General features: G+C 68.8%; 21 protein-coding genes and 1 tRNA gene. 14 read left to right on the top strand and 8 right to left on the bottom strand.

The genetic code is table 11. The annotated features are described in order from the left end of the window. Positions 1-2 precede the first annotated feature (2 nt). On the bottom strand, positions 3-917 hold the full coding sequence (locus ACIHFD_RS45540) for an SMP-30/gluconolactonase/LRE family protein (RefSeq protein WP_397372210.1): 915 nt from the start codon (positions 915-917) through the stop codon (positions 3-5). A 56-nt stretch (positions 918-973) separates the two neighbouring features. Between ACIHFD_RS45540 and ACIHFD_RS45535 the strand changes: the two genes are divergently transcribed. Continuing rightward, positions 974-1,405 carry an Lrp/AsnC family transcriptional regulator gene (locus ACIHFD_RS45535; protein ID WP_350724139.1) on the top strand — a complete coding sequence of 144 codons (432 nt, stop codon included), beginning with the start codon at positions 974-976 and terminating at the stop codon, positions 1,403-1,405. 9 nt (positions 1,406-1,414) lie between these two features. Continuing rightward, positions 1,415-1,948: a redox-sensitive transcriptional activator SoxR gene (soxR, locus tag ACIHFD_RS45530; protein WP_363978887.1), complete on the top strand. Its 534-nt coding sequence runs from the start codon at positions 1,415-1,417 to the stop codon at positions 1,946-1,948. A 172-nt stretch (positions 1,949-2,120) separates the two neighbouring features. Here soxR and ACIHFD_RS45525 read toward each other — a convergent pair whose 3' ends face one another. The 7 genes from ACIHFD_RS45525 to upp form a co-directional block, all read right to left on the bottom strand. After that, a complete protein-coding gene (locus ACIHFD_RS45525; RefSeq protein WP_355192939.1) occupies positions 2,121-2,573 on the bottom strand; it encodes a universal stress protein in 453 nt (150 codons plus the stop codon). Positions 2,574-2,673: 100 nt separating this feature from the next. Beyond that, positions 2,674-3,348, bottom strand: a complete 675-nt coding sequence (locus ACIHFD_RS45520; RefSeq protein ID WP_350724133.1) for a FadR/GntR family transcriptional regulator — start codon at positions 3,346-3,348, stop codon at positions 2,674-2,676. A gap of 100 nt (positions 3,349-3,448) precedes the next feature. Next, the gene (locus ACIHFD_RS45515; protein ID WP_397372209.1) at positions 3,449-4,792 is read right to left on the bottom strand and encodes a helix-turn-helix domain-containing protein; all 1,344 of its coding nucleotides are present in this window, start codon (positions 4,790-4,792) and stop codon (positions 3,449-3,451) included. 96 nt (positions 4,793-4,888) lie between these two features. Further along, complete coding sequence (locus ACIHFD_RS45510; protein WP_192788987.1) at positions 4,889-5,422, bottom strand: PH domain-containing protein; 534 nt, start codon at positions 5,420-5,422, stop codon at positions 4,889-4,891. Further along, entirely contained in the window at positions 5,419-5,601 is a 183-nt protein-coding gene (locus ACIHFD_RS45505) for a hypothetical protein (RefSeq protein WP_192794450.1), read from the bottom strand. Before ACIHFD_RS45505 ends, ACIHFD_RS45510 begins: the two co-directional genes overlap by 4 nt. Positions 5,602-5,672: 71 nt before the next feature. Beyond that, positions 5,673-5,897 (bottom strand): hypothetical protein, encoded by a 225-nt coding sequence (locus tag ACIHFD_RS45500; protein ID WP_192788986.1) that lies wholly within the window; start codon positions 5,895-5,897, stop codon positions 5,673-5,675. Between the two features lie 120 nt (positions 5,898-6,017). Further along, positions 6,018-6,656: a uracil phosphoribosyltransferase gene (gene upp, locus ACIHFD_RS45495; RefSeq protein ID WP_350724129.1), complete on the bottom strand. Its 639-nt coding sequence runs from the start codon at positions 6,654-6,656 to the stop codon at positions 6,018-6,020. Positions 6,657-6,859: 203 nt separating this feature from the next. Between upp and ACIHFD_RS45490 the strand changes: the two genes are divergently transcribed. The 12 genes from ACIHFD_RS45490 to ACIHFD_RS45435 all read left to right on the top strand — a co-directional run bounded on the left by ACIHFD_RS45490 (position 6,860) and on the right by ACIHFD_RS45435 (position 16,607). Further along, positions 6,860-7,372: a tRNA adenosine deaminase-associated protein gene (locus ACIHFD_RS45490; protein WP_397372208.1), complete on the top strand. Its 513-nt coding sequence runs from the start codon at positions 6,860-6,862 to the stop codon at positions 7,370-7,372. A 17-nt stretch (positions 7,373-7,389) separates the two neighbouring features. Continuing rightward, positions 7,390-7,866, top strand: a complete 477-nt coding sequence (locus tag ACIHFD_RS45485) for a tRNA adenosine deaminase-associated protein (protein ID WP_397372207.1) — start codon at positions 7,390-7,392, stop codon at positions 7,864-7,866. Positions 7,867-7,897: 31 nt separating this feature from the next. Next, entirely contained in the window at positions 7,898-8,335 is a 438-nt protein-coding gene (tadA, locus tag ACIHFD_RS45480; protein WP_397372227.1) for a tRNA adenosine(34) deaminase TadA, read from the top strand. 10 nt (positions 8,336-8,345) lie between these two features. After that, a tRNA-Ser gene (locus tag ACIHFD_RS45475) sits at positions 8,346-8,435 on the top strand. A gap of 492 nt (positions 8,436-8,927) precedes the next feature. Then, a complete protein-coding gene (locus tag ACIHFD_RS45470; RefSeq protein ID WP_397372206.1) occupies positions 8,928-9,989 on the top strand; it encodes a sugar ABC transporter substrate-binding protein in 1,062 nt (353 codons plus the stop codon). A gap of 52 nt (positions 9,990-10,041) precedes the next feature. Beyond that, positions 10,042-11,604 carry a sugar ABC transporter ATP-binding protein gene (locus ACIHFD_RS45465; protein WP_397372205.1) on the top strand — a complete coding sequence of 521 codons (1,563 nt, stop codon included), beginning with the start codon at positions 10,042-10,044 and terminating at the stop codon, positions 11,602-11,604. Beyond that, on the top strand, positions 11,597-12,640 hold the full coding sequence (locus ACIHFD_RS45460; RefSeq protein WP_397372204.1) for an ABC transporter permease: 1,044 nt from the start codon (positions 11,597-11,599) through the stop codon (positions 12,638-12,640). The genes ACIHFD_RS45465 and ACIHFD_RS45460 overlap by 8 nt, the downstream gene beginning before the upstream one ends. A 90-nt stretch (positions 12,641-12,730) precedes the next feature. Next, complete coding sequence (locus tag ACIHFD_RS45455; protein ID WP_397372203.1) at positions 12,731-14,056, top strand: L-fuconate dehydratase; 1,326 nt, start codon at positions 12,731-12,733, stop codon at positions 14,054-14,056. Continuing rightward, a complete protein-coding gene (locus ACIHFD_RS45450) occupies positions 14,049-14,381 on the top strand; it encodes an amidohydrolase family protein (RefSeq protein WP_397372202.1) in 333 nt (110 codons plus the stop codon). Before ACIHFD_RS45455 ends, ACIHFD_RS45450 begins: the two co-directional genes overlap by 8 nt. Further along, positions 14,372-14,809 (top strand): RbsD/FucU domain-containing protein, encoded by a 438-nt coding sequence (locus tag ACIHFD_RS45445; RefSeq protein WP_397372201.1) that lies wholly within the window; start codon positions 14,372-14,374, stop codon positions 14,807-14,809. The genes ACIHFD_RS45450 and ACIHFD_RS45445 overlap by 10 nt, the downstream gene beginning before the upstream one ends. After that, positions 14,806-15,849: a zinc-binding dehydrogenase gene (locus ACIHFD_RS45440; RefSeq protein WP_397372200.1), complete on the top strand. Its 1,044-nt coding sequence runs from the start codon at positions 14,806-14,808 to the stop codon at positions 15,847-15,849. The genes ACIHFD_RS45445 and ACIHFD_RS45440 overlap by 4 nt, the downstream gene beginning before the upstream one ends. Next, positions 15,846-16,607, top strand: a complete 762-nt coding sequence (locus ACIHFD_RS45435; RefSeq protein ID WP_397372199.1) for an SDR family oxidoreductase — start codon at positions 15,846-15,848, stop codon at positions 16,605-16,607. The genes ACIHFD_RS45440 and ACIHFD_RS45435 overlap by 4 nt, the downstream gene beginning before the upstream one ends. Positions 16,608-16,781 lie beyond the last annotated feature (174 nt).

The following is a 16,781-nucleotide window of genomic DNA, read 5'->3' as shown; positions in this document are numbered from 1 at the left end:
GGCTAGCGCCCGGCCCAGACCGGACGCGCGCCGGTGACGTTGGTCATCAGGGAGTAGAGCGAGGACGAGGCCGTGATGAACATCCGGTTGCGCTTGAGCCCGCCGAACACCAGGTTGGCCGTGGGCTCCGGCAGCTTCAGCCGGCCGATCAGCGTGCCGTCCGGGTCGTAGCAGAGCAGCGCCCTGCCCGCCGCGGCCCAGACGCGGCCCGTGTCGTCGAGCCGCAGGCCGTCGAAGATGTCCTGCTCCGTCCCCTCGGCGAAGACCTTGCCGCCCGCGAGCGTGCCGTCCTCGCGCACCTCGAACACGCGCAGGTGCTTCATCCGCGTGTCGGCGACGTAGAGCCGGCTCTCGTCGAGCGAGAACGCCAGGCCGTTGGGGCGGGCGAAGTCGTCGGCCACGACGCGGACCTCGCCCGTCACCGGGTCGGCGCGGTAGACGTGACAGCCGTCGATCTCCTGCGCGGCGGCGTAGCCCTCGTAGTTGCTGAGGATCCCGTACGGCGGGTCGGTGAACCAGATCGACCCGTCGGAGCGGACCACGACGTCGTTGGGGCTGTTGAGCCGCTTGCCCTCCCAGCGGTCGGCGATGACCGTGATCGAGCCGTCGTGCTCGGTGCGGGTCACGCGGCGGTTGCCGTGTTCGCAGGAGATCAGACGGCCCTCGCGGTCGAGGGTGTTGCCGTTGGTGTAGCCGGACGGCTGGCGGAACAGGCCGACCGCGCCCGTCATCTCGTCCCAGCGCAGCATCCGCTCGTTGGGGATGTCGCTCCAGACCAGGAACCGGCCGGCCGGGAAGTAAACAGGGCCCTCCGCCCAGCGGGTGCCGGCGTGGAGGCGTTCGACATAGTCGTCTCCGCCTACCGCGGCGAACCGCTCGTCGAGCACCTCGAACTCAGTGGGGATCGTGTCCGTCATGAGGTCCACCATATGCTGTTCGACATCTCAGGCATATCACTGGATAGCATTCGGTCGTGGATGATATCGACAGGATGCTGATCGGCCTGCTGCAGGAGGACGCGACGCGGTCGTACGCGGTGCTGGGCAAGGCGGTGGGGCTGTCCAGCGGGGCCGCGCACGAACGGGTGCGCAAGCTGCGCGAGCGCGGGGTGATCAGGCGCACGACGATCGAGGTGGACCAGGCGGCGCTCGGGCGCGCGGTGACGGCGTACGTGCTGGTGGACGGGAGCACCTGGATGGGCGACAGCGCCGACCGGCTGGCGGCGATCCCGGAGATCGAGGAGGCGCACGTCATCGCGGGTCCCGCGTCGGTGCTGCTCAAGGTCCGTACGGCCGGGACAGTGGAGCTGCAGGACGTGCTGCGCCGGGTGTTCGGGGTGGACGGGGTCACCGGGACGCAGACGATCGTGGTCCTCGAGACCCTGTTCGAGCGAACCCTCAAGTAATCTCCAGGTATGACGAAGGTCGCCTGGAACACCAAGGAGCTCACCGTCGGCGAGCTCGCCGAGCGCAGCGGGGTCGCCGTGTCCGCCCTGCACTTCTACGAGACCAAGGGCCTGATCAAGAGCCGTCGTACGGCGGGCAACCAGCGCCGGTACACCCGCGACAGCCTGCGCAGGGTCGCGTTCATCAGGCTGGCCCAGCGCATCGGCATCCCCCTGAAGACCATCAAGGACGCCCTCGCCGAGCTGCCGGACGAGCGCACGCCCAACCGGGACGACTGGGCCCGGCTGTCGGCCGCCTGGCGCGGGGAGCTGGACGACCGGATCGAGCAGCTTCAGCGGCTGCGGGACGATCTCACGGACTGCATCGGGTGCGGCTGCCTGTCGCTCGACCGGTGCCCGGTGGCCAACCCCCACGACCGGCTCGGCGACGAGGGCCCGGGCGCGCGCCGCATCGACACCCGCCTCTGCCCCCCACCCCAGTCCTGCGCCCCCTCACCCGGCTGCGCCCCCTTCACGGAAACGCCCCTCCCTACAGCCTCCTGACGCCCACCCCAAGGCTGCCCCTCGCCGTCGTCACGGTCGGGCCCGACCCTCACCCGAGGGACCTCTCGCGGTCGGGCGCGGCCCCTGGAGGGACCCCAAGGCCGTCCTTCTCACGCAAAAGGACCCCAGCCGAAGTGCGGTGGCGCGCTTCGGCTGAGGTCCTGAGCCGCTCTCAGCGGGCGGGCTTGGCCGGCGGGACGATGAGCGTCGGCCGGTGCGCGTGATGGAGCACGTGGTTGGACACACTCCCCAGCAGCACTGACCGCACCCCTGCCAACCCCCGCGACCCCGTGACGATCACCGAGGCATCCACCTCATCCGCCACATCGACAATCGTCTTCCAGATCGACTCGTTGTCAGCCACCGCCCGATAGGTGACGTCCGAGAGCCCGGCCGCGATGGCCAGCTCGGCTCCCTCCCGGGCATGCTGCTCCGCCTGCGCGTGCGACTCGTCCTCGGTGCTCTGGTCGAGGGCACCCGCGGCCAGCGGATACTTCTTGAGCTGCACGAGCAGCGGCTCCCACACCGTGACGACGACGGTGGGCTCGGCGGCGAGATGCTTGGCCGCGAACTCGATCGCGGTCCGCGAGTCGGCCGAGCCGTCGTAGGCGACAAGGATGGTCATGGCGTTCTTCCTTTCGCTTCACTCTTCCGCTAAAGCACGAAGCGATCAGGCGCCATTCCAGAGCCGGCTGTCTCCTTTGTCACACCCCCGGGGGAGGGGGTCAGGACTCGGTGAGGGCGATGAGGATGTGTTCCATGCAGGCGTGCCCCGCCCGCTCGGCCGCCGCCGCGTCCCCCGCCGCGATGGCGCGGGCGATGGCGTCGTGCGGGATGTAGCTCTTGTCGAGCGAGGTCCCCGCGGCCGTGATGCTGGCGCGCAGAGCCGCCGAGAAGTCCTCGTACAGGTCGATCAGCACCAGGTTGTGCGTCGCGTGCGCCACGGCCATGTGGAAGGCCAGGTCGGCCTCGACGAAGTAGTCGGGGTCGTCCAGCTCCCAGGCCCGGTCCCGCTCGGCCAGGGCCGCCTCGATGCGCTTGATGTCGTCGTCCGTGCGCCGGGTGGCGGCCAGGCGCGCGGACTCGACCTCCAGCGCACGACGTACCTCGAGGATCTCGAGCTGCTCGGCCTGCTTGAGCCGCCGCAGCATCGCGCCGGACAGCTCGCTGGTCGCGCGGACGTAAGTGCCGTCCCCCTGACGGCACTCGAGCAGCCCGGCGTGCGTGAGCGCGCGTACGGCCTCCCGAACGGTGTTGCGACCCACCCCGAGCTGCTCGGCGAGCACCGTCTCGGTCGGGATCTTGCCGTTCATCGGCCACGACCCTGAGGTGATCTGCTCTTTGAGCTGATCGATCACCTGGTCGACGAGCGAAGCCCGCTGCGCCGTACGCAGACTCACAGTCCGCCTCCTCCGGGGAAACCAATCATCCTATGAGTCAATGACTGGTAGACCCTAATTATTCCAGACTCAAAACGCCAAATCTGGAGCTCCTGGAGGATCAGCGCGAAACTGTGGCGTCGACGGTCACCCCCGCCATGGCCGAACGGACTCCAGCGGCTTCGAGGGCCTTACGATATGCGGCGGTCTGTTGTGTTCTGGACCCGGCCCTGCCGTAGAGGTCGCCCAGCTCACGCCAGCAACGCGCGGCCTGCCGATCGGAGCCGAACACCGGCCGGTCGAGCGTGTCGAGCGCCCGGTGGGCGTCGCGCAGGTGCGCGGAGGCGTCGCCCCCCTCGTCGAACGCGACGGCGGCCAGCACGAGGTGGGCCTCGGCGGGCGTGGTGCCGGCGCGGTCGTGCGACAGGCTCAGAGCCGCGTTCGCCAGCTCGCTCGCCCGCGCCGAGGCGCCGGTCCGCAGCACGACCCGCGCGTGCACGATGAGGCTCTCGCCGTGCTCGCGCGCCGTGCCGGGGAACGTGGCGAACGCCTCGGCGGCGGCCGAGATGAGGCGCTCGGCCTCGTCGGCCGGCACCGTGGTCAGCCTGGACCAGTGCATGGCGGTCCTGGCCAGCTGCAGCGACAGCCGGGCCTGGCGGCCGGCCATGATGGCGTCGTCGGCGAGGCGCACGGCCAGCGCCGAGTCCTCGCCGGCGGCGGCGGCGGCGCTCGCGTGCCACAGCGCCTGGATCTCTCCGGAACGGTCCACAACTTGAGGAACGCCGGTCAGAGCCAGCACCCGCTGGACGTATCCCAGCTCGCGGGACTCGCTCTCGCGCTCGCTGCGCGCCTCGACCAGAGCGGCTGCCAGGTCGACGGCGATCTCGCCCTGCGTGATGGACAGCCGCTCGGCCTGCTGGAGGGCGGCGGTGGCCAGGTCGCGGGCCCGCAGGCGGTCGCCCGCCCGCTGGTAGCAGCGGCTCAGTGCGATCGTGAGCGGGAGGTCGGCCAGCCGCTCGGGGTGAGCCGCGGCCTCCCTGCGCAGGCGCTCGAACGCCTCCACCGCCTGGCCGAGGCGACCCTGGGCCTCGAGCGCGCGCGCCCTGCCGAACCGGGCGTGCGCGGTCAGCATGGCGTTTTCCTCGTCGGCCGCCTTCACGATCTCCGTGAAGCGGTCGGCGGCGACGGACGGGTCGCCATGCTGCAGCTCGAGCTCGGCGTGACGCAGGCCGAGCTCCGTGTCGATGCGCTGCCGAGGTTCGATCCCGTGAAGGAGGAACTCGGTCGTGCACCCCAGCCGCTCGGCCAGCAGCCGGGCCACGACAGGAGTCGGCGTGCGCTTGCCCGACTCAATGAGCGAGACATAACTGTCAGACAGGTCGGGTCCGGCCAGTTGGGCCTGGGACATCCGCCTGTTCAGCCGCAGTCCGCGGACGCGGTCACCGATGGTTCCCTGACTCGGCATCTCATCTCTCAAGGCGGGGAAGGGTCAACAACACGCAATGATTGCATGAAGTAGCCGAATCGGGTATCCCCGAGTGAAGAATTCCCCGCGAGGAGATTAATCGTCGCTCTCGTCCTTGCTGGGAAAAAGCATCCCGCAGACCTCGAGGTACAGCGTCTCGGGGTACGGAATGTACTCCACGGTCGAGAGTGCCTGGTCCTGACCTGCTGACTCGAGGATGAACTCACCGTAACCGAGCATGCGCCCAAGCAGACTTCTTTGGAAGCTCATGTCGGTGACCTTGCCCAAAGGCATCATCGCGACCTTACGGGTGATCAAGCCCGTTGTCAGCAGCATGCGCTTCGAAGTCACCACAAAGTAATCGACCGACCACTCCGCGACTTTCCACACGAAACGCACCAGAAGCAGGAGCCACAACCACCACACGACGACGAGCGCCGTGCCACCCTGATCGCTGCCTCCGAAGAACTTGCTGAGCAAGCCCGCGACGATCAGGCCGGCGAGCACCTCGGCAACCGGGCGTAGCAAGATCGCAGGGTGCCGCCGGACCATGATGAACTGTTGTTCTTGGGGGAGAAGGTATCGGTTGACCGACGACGGGGCGGAGTCCCCGTGGGTCACAAGTCTCATGACAGGCTGTTCACAAATTGAGCCAGCGAGTCGGCCGCGTTGAACACCGTGTCGAACGCTCCTCTCACCGCGTCCGCGGCGTCAGATGGTCGCGCGAACAGGTAGTACGCGACAAATGCGATACCACCGTATGTGAGGACTTTTTTGACCTGCACCGTCGCCTCCGTGCCCTTACCCACTCCACCCGCCCTATACATTACCCACCCGGATGCCCGGGTAAAGATGCCTTCGCGGGATAGTTTTGATCTTGTCAGCCGCGTTCGCTGGCCACCAGGGCCAGGACGTGAAGGTGCTTGCGTGCGATGCGCTCTACAAGGCTTGGATGGGCGTAACCGGTGACCTCCAGCGCGCCGTAGTGCGCTGCTTCAACGCAGCGCGTTACGGTGGTCGCGGAGTGGATGCCGGCGAACTCGTCGCACAGCACAGTTTCCACCTCCGCGTACGGAGCCGGCTCCGCCTCGCTGTGATCGCTCATCGTGCTCCCCCACGCGCATGCGGAAGTTGCCTTCCTGCCTCTTCGTACCCACGAAACAACAGTATGTAACGAAGAGATGACTGCGTGTGACGGGAAAGGTGCTTTTCAGACGTCGTGGCGTCAGACCACGCCGTAGAGGCGGTCGCCCGCGTCGCCGAGGCCGGGCACGATGTAGCCGTTCTCGTTGAGCCGCTCGTCGAGCGCGGCGGTCACCACGCGGATGGGCTTGCCCGAGTTGGCGAACACCTTGTCCATGTACGCCAGGCCCTCGGGGGCGGCCAGCAGGCAGATGGCCGTGACGTCGACCGCGCCCCTGTCGAACAGGAACTGCACGGCCGCCGCCAGCGTGCCGCCGGTGGCCAGCATCGGGTCGACGACGTAGCACTGGCGCCCGGACAGGTCGTCGGGCAGCCGCGTGGCGTACGTCTCGGCCTGGAGGGTGGACTCGTTCCTGATCATGCCGAGGAACCCGACCTCGGCCGTGGGCAGCAGCCTGGTCATGCCGTCGAGCATGCCGAGCCCGGCGCGCAGGATGGGCACCACCAGGGGGTACGGCTTGGCCAGTCGCACGCCGTGGGCGGGGGCCACGGGCGTCTCGACCGTGACGTCGTTGATCCGCACGTCGCGGGTGGCCTCGTACGCGAGCAGCGTCACCAGCTCATCCGCGAGCCTGCGGAAGGTCGGCGAGTCGGTGCGGACATCGCGCAGCGTGGTGAGCTTGTGGGCCACGAGCGGATGGTCGACGACGAGGGTTTCCATAAACGGCAAGGCTATCCGCTGGGGAACGTGCATGGGGACCCCCGCCACCTGCGGTGGTCCTCTGACCGCGCCCACCCCCGGCGGCCACTCAGGCCATGGGTTTTGATCACAATTTAGTCCGAGAGGCACACGCCTCGTGCGCGGGTCTGGAACGATTGGGTGCTGGTAATACCTGTCGTGTCAGAAGTCGGGTGGGGATGGCGATGGCAGACGAAGATGACGCTCTGGACTTCGCCATCGTGGTCTATCGCGAGGACGGGTGCTGGGATGCCGAGCTCCTGCCGGTCGTGCTCACGTCCGATCTGCAGGGGTTGATCCACGCCCTGCGTCAGCAGCCGAGCGAGAGCGGGACGATCGGACTGGTCGCCGTGGGAGACGAGTTCTTCGTGGCGCTGCGGGTCCTGGGCGACCGGGTGGACGTGTTCCTGTCCGACATCGCGGCCTCCTGGGACTTCCCGCTGGCCCGCCAGGTTCTCGAGTACCTCGACGTGCCGGTGCCGGACGAGGAGGAGCTCGACGAGATCCTCCAGGACGAGGAGACCGTGCTCCCCGCCGGAGATCTGTCGATCTTCGCCGATCTCGGGTTGGACGAGATGGAGCTGGGCATCCTCTCCGGCGACATCGACTTGCTGCCCGAAGATGTACTGTCCAGCATCGCCGCGCGGCTCGGCTTCTCCGAGCCGTTCGAGCGTGCCATCGAATCGGTCTTCGGCTGACCCCCTGGAGCTCGGACATGGCCTCCAACACCTTCTCTGCGGCTTTCGTCAGGACCTCGGGCGGCTGGAGCGGCGCCGAGATCGATCTGAGCGCGGCCGAGATCGTCGACGACCTCGGTGACGCGGTCACGGAGACGCTGAGCCTCTCCGGCGACGAGCTGGCCCTGCTCTGCGTCGAGGTCGAGGACGAGTGGTTCGCGATCGCCCGCTACCGGGGCGAGGAGGAGCCGCGCGTGTTCCTGTCGGACGCGCACGCGATCCTGTCCGACCCGCTCGGCGAGCTGTTCGCCGAGTTCGCCGGCGTGGCGCCCGACAAGGAGGCCAACGGCCTCGGCGTTCGCCCGGCCGGCGACTACGAGCTGCTGAGCGACCTCGGGCTCAGCTCCGAGGAGCTGCTGGAGCTGAGCATGGAAGAGGGCATGCTGCCGGCCGACATCCTGTCGGTGATCGCCGAGCGGCTGGCCTTCGCCGACGAGCTCGACCGGCTGCGGTGACCCGGCTCTCGCTGTGACGTACGAGGAGGCCATGCGCCTGGCGCTGGCGGAGGCGGACGCAGCGGGGTCCAGGGGAGAGATCCCCGTGGGCGCGGTGGTGCTCGACGCGCTCGGCGAGGTCCTGTCCGCGGCGGGCAACGACCGCGAGTCCTCCGCCGACCCGACGGCCCACGCCGAGGTTCTCGCGCTCCGGCAGGCGGCCGCGCGGCGCGGGCAGTGGCGGCTGACCGGCTGCACGCTCGTGGTGACCCTGGAACCCTGCACGATGTGCGCGGGCGCCGCTGTACTGGCCCGAGTCGACCGGATCGTGTACGGCGCTGTGGACGAGAAGGGCGGGGCCGTGGGCTCGCTCTGGGACGTCGTACGCGACCGCCGGCTCAACCATCGGCCCGAGGTCGTCATGGGAGTGTTGGCGGACGAGTGCTCGTCGGTGCTAAAGCGGTTCTTCGCTACTCGCCGGATCCGGTAAGCTCGTGCGCGGTGGTGTCGCCTAGTGGCCGAGGGCGCACGCCTCGAAAGCGTGTGATGGGGCAACTCATCCGTGGGTTCAAATCCCACCACCACCGCCACGAGAAGGGCCTCCGACCTACGGGTCGGAGGCCCTTCGTCTGTCAAGGTCTATCGATCGAACCGCGCAAGGGCCTGAAGGGGCGCGTGAGCTGCTGCGTCGCCTGGTAAGTCGCCTGGTAAATCGACGGCAAGTCGAACTGGTCGGTGAGAACCCCCGGTCGGCTACCCCAAGCCCGCCCCGGCGGCCCGCCGGCCGCCGCCGACGTGCCCACCGTGGGCGAGGACGAAGACACCATCCTGCCCACCGGTGCCGGATGGGGTCACATCATGCACACGTTGAGTTGGATTGATGGGATGGATCCATCCTCTCGCTCGTTGCCGGTGATGTCCAGATAAGAGATCTACCGAGAGCCTCGCAGCAACGTGCCCCTTGGGGTAGACAGTGCCCCAGATTCGGCCTATAAATACATCCCATCTCTTCATGTCGGTGACACACGGATGCCGCCGACATGAAACATCCCCCGCTTCGGGACCAGTGCGAGGAAGTGCCGATGAGACTCACAACTGTCCTGTGCTCCACCGCCTCCGCCGTGTCCGCGCTGGTGTTGCTCAGCGCCTGCAGCAGCTCCGGCACCACGGCCACGTCGAGCGACACGCCACTGGTCGGCGTGGACTACCCACGCTCCGACACCGACTTCTGGAACTCGTACATCAAGTACACGCCCGAGTACGCCAAGGAGCTTGGCCTCTCGCTCAAGACCACCAACTCGCAGAATGACGTCGCCAAGCTGACCGCCAACGCGCAGACGTTCATCAGCCAGGGCGTGAAGGGCCTGGCGATGGCTCCGCAGGACACCGCCGCCATCGCCCCGACCCTCGCGCAGCTGGAGGCGAAGAAGATCTCGGTCGTCACCGTCGACACCCGCCCCGACAGCGGCAAGGTCTACATGGTCGTCCGCGCCGACAATCGTGCCTACGGCGAGAAGGCGTGCCAGTACCTGGGCACCAAGCTGGCCGGCAAGGGCAAGGTCGTCATGCTTCAAGGCGACCTTGCCTCCATCAACGGCCGTGACCGCACCGAGGCGTTCAACGACTGCATGAAGAAGCACTACCCCGGCATCACGGTGCTGGGAGAGGCCACCAACTGGGACGGCGCCGTCGCCGCGCAGAAGCTCCAGACAGACCTGACCGCCCACCCGGACATCAAGGGCGTCTACATGCAGTCCAGCTTCGCCCTGTCCGGCACGCTCCAGGTGCTCAAGCAGAAGGGCCTGTTGGTCGGTCCCGAGGACGCGAAGCACGTGTTCGTCGTCTCGAACGATGGCATCCCCGAAGAACTCAAGTCCATCGCCGACGGCAAGATCGACGCCACCGTCTCCCAGCCGGCCGACCTCTACGCCAAGTACGCCCTGTACTACCTGAAGGCCGCATTGGACGGGAAGACGTTCCAGCCGGGCAAGACCGACCACGACAGCACCATCGTCCAGGTCCGTGACGGCCTGCTGGAGGACCAGCTCGCAGCCCCGCTCGTCACCGCCGACGGCGGCACCTACGGCGGTGTCCCCAGCCTCAAGAGCACCGACACGTCCCTGTGGGGCAACAACCTCGGCTGAGTCTCAGAGCTCGTCAGGAAACAGAACGGCTCACGAACACAAGGCGGTTGAGATGAGCGACGGGGAGCGAGCAGTCACCCCCGCGCCCGCCCCGGCGCACGACGGGAGAGCCCCGGCCGGCCCTCCCGTCGTCGAGGCGACGGGCATTGTCAAACGATTCGGTCCGACGGTGGCCCTGAACGGCGCCCGGATCACCATCATGCCCAACGAGACCCACGCGCTGGTCGGCCGCAACGGGGCCGGCAAGTCGACCCTGGTGTCCGTCCTCACCGGACTTCAGGCCCCGGACGAGGGAACGGTCACCTTCGGCGGCAGCCCGGCGCCCCGGCTCGCGGACCGCGACGCCTGGCGGCAGCGGGTGGCCTGTGTTTACCAGAAGTCGACGATCATCCCCACGCTGACCGTCGCCGAGAACCTCTTCCTGAACCGGCATGAGCACGGCCGGAGCGGGCTGATCAGCTGGCAGGGCGTGCGCAGGCGGGCGCGGGAACTGCTGTCGACCTGGTCGGTGGACGTGGATCCGCAAGCTCCGGCCGGCGATCTCAGCGTGGAACAGCGGCAGTTCGTCGAGATCGCCCGTGCGCTGTCCTTCGGAGCCCGGTTCATCATCCTCGACGAACCGACCGCGCAACTCGACGGCGCGGCGATCAACCGGCTCTTCGAGAGAATCCGCGATCTGCAGCGCCAGGGCGTGACCTTCCTGTTCATCAGCCACCACCTCCAGGAGATCTACGAGATCTGCGACATGGTGACGGTGTTCCGAGACGCCCAGCACATCCTGACCGCGCCGGTCGCCGAACTTCCCCGCACCGAGCTCATCGCCGCCATGACCGGCGAGGCGGCGGCCGACAGGCGCGAGGAACGGGCGAGCGCCCTCGACGTCGGCGCGACGTCGGCGCTGAGCGTCCGGGGCCTCACCGGCCAGGCCTACGAGGACGTCACCTTCAAGGTGGGCGCGGGCGAGATCGTCGGCCTGGCCGGGGCCGCCGGCAGCGGTCGCATCGAGGTCGCCGAGACTGTCGTGGGGCTGCTGGCCGCCGACGGCGGCGAGGTCGAGATCGCAGGGCGGCAGCCACAGCCGGGCAGCGTGCCCGCCGCGCTCGCCGCCGGCGCCGGGTTCGTCCCGCAGGACCGGCACCACCAGGGTTTCGTCCCCGACATGTCGATCGCGGACAACGCCACGCTGTCCGTGCCCAAACGGCTCAGCCGGGGAGGGTTCCTGAGCCGCGACCGCCGGGACCAGCTCGCCGAGGGCATGATCGAGAAACTGGCGATCAAGACCTCAGGCCCCGACCTGTCGGTCTCCGCGCTGTCCGGGGGTAACCAGCAGAAGGTCGTCATGGCCCGCGCCCTCGCCGACGATCCCCGGCTGCTGGTGCTGATCAACCCGACCGCAGGCGTGGACGTGCGCTCCAAGGAGTTCCTCCTCGGCAAGGTCGAGGAGACCGCGGAAGGCGGCACCGGAGTGCTCATCGCCTCCGACGAACTCGACGACCTGCGCATGTGCGACCGGGTCCTGGTGATGTTCCAGGGCCGAGTGACCTCAGAGATCGCCCGCGGCTGGCACGACCACGACCTAGTGGCCGCGATGGAAGGAGTGGACCTCAATGCCTGAAACCGCCCTCGCGGACACGCCCGCCCCCAAGCCCACGAAGCCCGAGGCCGGGCGGAAGGGGCTGTTCGGCGGCCGGATACCCGTGGCCCGGCTGCGCGACCTCGCCCTGGTTCCCGCGATCGTCGCGATCGCGATCGTCGGCCAGATCGTCAACCCGGTCTTCCTCCAGGGCGACAACCTGATCAATGTCCTGCAGACCATGTCCGAGATCGCCCTGCTGGTCCTCGCCCAGACGATGATCCTGATCGTCAAGAAGATGGACCTGTCTCTGGAGTCCACCATGGGCCTCGCGCCCGGCGTCGCCGCCCTGCTGGTGGTGCCGACCGGCGTCGGACCCGGCCTCGGGCTCCTCCCCGGCGCCTGGTCGATTCCCATCACGCTGGCCGTGGGTGCGCTCATCGGCGTGGTCAACGCCCTGCTGATCATCCGCTTCGGTCTCAACGGCTTCATCGTCACCCTCGGCATGCTGATCGTCCTGCGTGGCGTCCTCACCGGCATCTCGGGCGGCCAGACCTTCTTCCAACTGCCAGATTCGATGCTCTACCTGGGCACCGCCCAGTGGTTCGGGATACCCGCCTCTATCTGGATCTGCCTGGCGCTGTTCGCCGTCGCGATCGTCGTCCTGGGCTGGACCAGCTTCGGCCGCTCGCTGTACGCCATCGGCGGCAACGTCGATGCGGCGAAGGCGGCCGGTATCCGCACTGACCGGGTGCTGTGGATCGTCATCGTCACCGGCAGCCTGCTGGCCGCACTCGCCGGGCTGCTGCTTTCCGGGCGTCTCGCCTCCGTCGCCTCCGCGCAGGGCAACGGTTACATCTTCACCGTGTTCGCCGCCGCCGTCATCGGCGGGATCAGCCTCAACGGCGGCAAGGGCACCATGTTCGGCGCCTTCAGCGGCATCCTGCTGCTCTTCATGATCCAGAATGTGCTCACCCTCGCGGGTGTCCCCGCCCAGTGGATCGGCGCCCTCAACGGCCTGATCATCCTGGTCGCGCTGACCATCTCCCGCATCACGGGCGGCAAGGTCCAGGAGTGAACCGGGCGGCTCCACGCCGCCGTACGCCGCCCCATCTTTGTTCCGTCGCAGGAGGTCGTGTCGCCGCCTGCCGCCACAGGAGTTGCTGCCATGTCCTCCGCTGTGTCCGCATCCGCCCGCATCACCGCGCTCGACGTCATGGACGTCCGGTTCCCGACGTCCGAGCATCTGGATGGATCGGACGCGATGAACCCCGAACCCGACTACTCGGCCGCCTACGTCATCTTGCGCACCGACGCCGGTGACGGACTGGAGGGCCACGCCCTGGCCTTCACCACGGGCCGTGGCAACGATGTCCAGGCCGCCGCCATCGCGGCCCTGGCCCCGCATGTGGTCGGATTGTCCGTCGACGAGGTCTGCGCCGACCTCGGCACGTTCTCCCGCTCCCTCGTCCACGACCCCCAACTGCGCTGGCTGGGCCCGGAGAAGGGCGCCATCCACATGGCCACCGGCGCCGTCGTCAACGCCGCCTGGGACCTCGCGGCCAAGCGGGCCGGCAAGCCCGTCTGGCGGTTTCTCGGCGAGATGTCGCCAGAGGATCTGGTCGCCCAGATCGACTTCCGCTGGCTGAGCGATGCCCTCACTCCAGAGGAGGCGCTTCAGCTCCTGCGCCGCGCCGAACCGGGCCGCCAGCAGCGCATCGCCCACCTGCTGGAGCGCGGCTACCCCGCCTACACCACCACCCCTGGCTGGCTCGGCTACTCCGACGAGAAGCTGGCCCGCCTCGCCCGCGAGGCCGTCGCCGACGGCTTCACCCAGATCAAGCTGAAGGTCGGCGCGGACCTCGAGGACGATCTACGGCGTATGCGCACGGCTCGTCAGACGGTGGGCGAGGGCATTCGCATCGCGGTGGATGCCAACCAGAGATGGGACGTGCAGCCCGCCATCGACTGGATGCGCGCCCTGGCCCCCTATCAGCCGTACTGGATCGAGGAGCCCACCTCCCCGGACGACATCCTCGGGCATGCCGCCGTTCGCAAGGCGGTCAGCCCCATCAAGGTCGCCACCGGCGAGCACATCGCCAACCGGGTTGTCTTCAAGCAACTCCTCCAGGCGGGCGCGGTGGACATCGTGCAAATCGACTCGGCACGGGTCGGCGGCGTCAACGAGAACATCGCGATCCTGCTGCTCGCTGCCAAGTTCGGGGTGCCGGTCTGCCCACACGCGGGCGGTGTGGGCCTGTGCGAGATGGTGCAACACCTGTCGATGTTCGACTACGTCGCCGTCTCCGGCACGGTCGAGGACCGGGTCATCGAGTACGTCGACCATCTGCACGAGCACTTCGTCGACCCGGTCCGCGTCGCGGACGGCCACTACCTCGCCCCGGCCCTGCCCGGACTCAGCGCGCAGATGCACCCGGAGTCTCTCAAGGAGTACGCCTACCCCGACGGCCCAGTCTGGACCGCCCGTGTCTGACGCCGTGGAGCGGGGGTTGCGGGCGGTGCAGGAGCGCGGGCTCGGCTACGACGTGCCCATCGTCCGGCATGATCTGGCCGGCTGGGAACAGAACGTGAGATTGCTTGCCGGGCACCCGCAGGTGCGGTGCAAGGTGTCCGGGCTGGTCACGGAAGCCGACCACGAGAAGTGGACGATCGCCGACATCCGGCCGGTGTGGGACGTCCTGCTCTCCTCCTTCGGCCCCGAGCGGCTGATGTTCGGCTCCGACTGGCCGGTATGCGTCCTGGCGGGGGGCTGGAACCGCTGGGCCGCCACCGACGGGAGGACCGCCCCATGCTCCTGACCGAACTGCTGCACCCTGGAATCCTCGAAGCCCTGGCCGGAGCCGGCCACGGCGCCCGCGTCCTGCTCGCCGACGGCCACTACCCCGCCAGCACCGCCACCGGCGAGCGTGCCAGGACGGTCCACCTCAATCTGGCCCCCGGCCTGCTGGACGTCACCGTCGTGCTCGACGTCCTGCTGCGGGCCCTGCCCGTCGAGTCGGCCCAGGTGATGGTGCCCCCCGAGGGCGCACCGGAGCCGCCGGCCATCACCGAGTACCGCTCGAAGCTGGCGCCTGTCCCGGTCGAGAAGCTCAGCCGCTTCGAGTTCTACGACGCCGCCCGCTCACCCGACCTGGCGCTGGCGATCGTCACCGCCGACATCCGTACCTACGCGAACCTGCTGCTGACCATCGGCGTTCGCACTGAAAGGACCGTGGGAACACGATGACACTCGCCGTCCGTTACACGGCTGCCCGAACCCTGGACACGGCACCCGTCGAACCCACCTCCCCCGGACCGGGTGAGGTCGAGCTGGCCCCCGCCTACGTCGGCATCTGCGGCACCGATCTACACATCTTCCACGGTGACATGGACGCCCGGGTCAGCACACCCGCGGTCCTGGGGCACGAGATGTCCGGCCGTGTCCTCCGTGTCGGGCCGGACGTCGAAGGCTGGCGGCCCGGCGACGCGGTCACCGTGATGCCGCTGCGCTGGGACGACAGCTGCCCCGCCTGCCGCGCAGGCAACCGGCACATCTGCCAGCACCTGGATTTCATCGGTATCGACTCCCCGGGCGCGATGCAGCAGCGCTGGATCGTGCCCGCCGCCACCCTCGTACGGCTGCCCGACTCGCTCCCCCTGGACCACGCCGCGCTCGTCGAACCCACTGCGGTGGCGGTACACGACGTCAACCGGGCCCGAGTGCGGGACGGTGAGCGGGTGGTCGTCGTGGGCGGCGGACCCATCGGCATCCTGATCGCGCTGGTCGCGCGCGCCACCGGTGCCGAAGTCCGCGTGGTGGAGCTGAGCGGCCACCGGCGGATCCTGGCGCAGAAGTTGGGGCTGACCGCCTGGAACCCGGCTGCCGAGGACGTGCCCGAACTGGTCCGGCAGTGGACCGGCGACGCGGGCGCGGATGTCGCATTCGAGGTCTCCGGCGCGGCAGGCGGTGTGGACACCGCGGTCCAAGTGCTGGGCGTACGCGGCCGGCTGTGCCTCGTGGCCATCCACCCCCGGCCTCGAGAGGTCGACCTGCATCGGTTCTTCTGGCGCGAACTGACCCTCATCGGCGCAAGGCTGTACAACCGTTCAGACTTCGAGAAGGCGGTCACGCTGGTCGCCGACGCCACCATCCCCGCCGAGCAGCTGATCAGCAAGGTGGTGCCACTCACCCAGGCGCCCGCCGCGTTCGAAGCGCTCGAGGCGGGTGGCGACGTCATGAAGATCCTCGTGGACTGCACCGACGACGCACAGGGAGCAGCCGTATGACTGCCTTCGACCTCACGGGAAGACTTGCCGTTGTCACCGGCGCCCGGCGCGGCATCGGCCGGGCCATGGCCCGGGCGCTGGCCGAGGCCGGCGCCGACGTCATCGGCGTCAGCGCCAACCTGGAGGAGTCCGGCAGCGCCGTCGAGAAGGACGTCCTTGCCGCAGGTCGTACCTTCGAGGCGATCCGCACCGACTTCGCCGACACCGAGGCAGTCCGGGCCCTGGCCACGGACCTCGCTGGACGTGAGCGACCGGTGGACATCCTGGTCAACAATGCGGGCACCATCCGCCGCGCCCCGACGTCCGAACACGCCGACGCCGACTGGGAGCTGGTCCTCCAGGTCAACCTCAGCGCCCAGTTCACGCTGACCAGGGCGGTGGGCGCGGCGATGGTGTCCCGAGGCTACGGGAAGATCCTTTTCACGGCGTCGCTGCTCAGCTTCCAGGGCGGCATCAATGTGCCCGGCTACACCGCCGCCAAGCACGGTGTCGCCGGCCTGACCAAGGCGCTGGCCAACGAGTGGGCCCCGCACGGCGTCAACGTCAACGCCATCGCGCCCGGCTACATCGCTACCGACAACACTCAGGCTCTCCAGGACGATCCGGCGCGCAGCCGGGCGATCCTGGACCGCATCCCGGCCGGGCGGTGGGGCACCGCCGACGATCTCGCGGGCGCCACCGTGTTCCTGGCCTCCGACGCCGCCGCCTACGTGCACGGCACCGTCCTCGCCGTCGACGGCGGATGGCTGGGCCGATGACCGTCGGGCCGGCACCGTGCTCTCCCCCGAGCAGGTGGAGCGGGCCGTGTCGCCCACACCATGACCACCCCCGGTGACATCTCCATGGCGTCGCTCGCCGAGGTCGAGGCGCTCACGGCGGGCGTCTCGGCCGCGGTCAGACGCCGATGCGCCAGTCGGCGGCCGCCCTACTCG

The sequence above is a fragment of the Nonomuraea sp. NPDC051941 genome, assembly GCF_044593615.1.
This window is presented reverse-complemented; position numbering and strand designations above follow the sequence as displayed.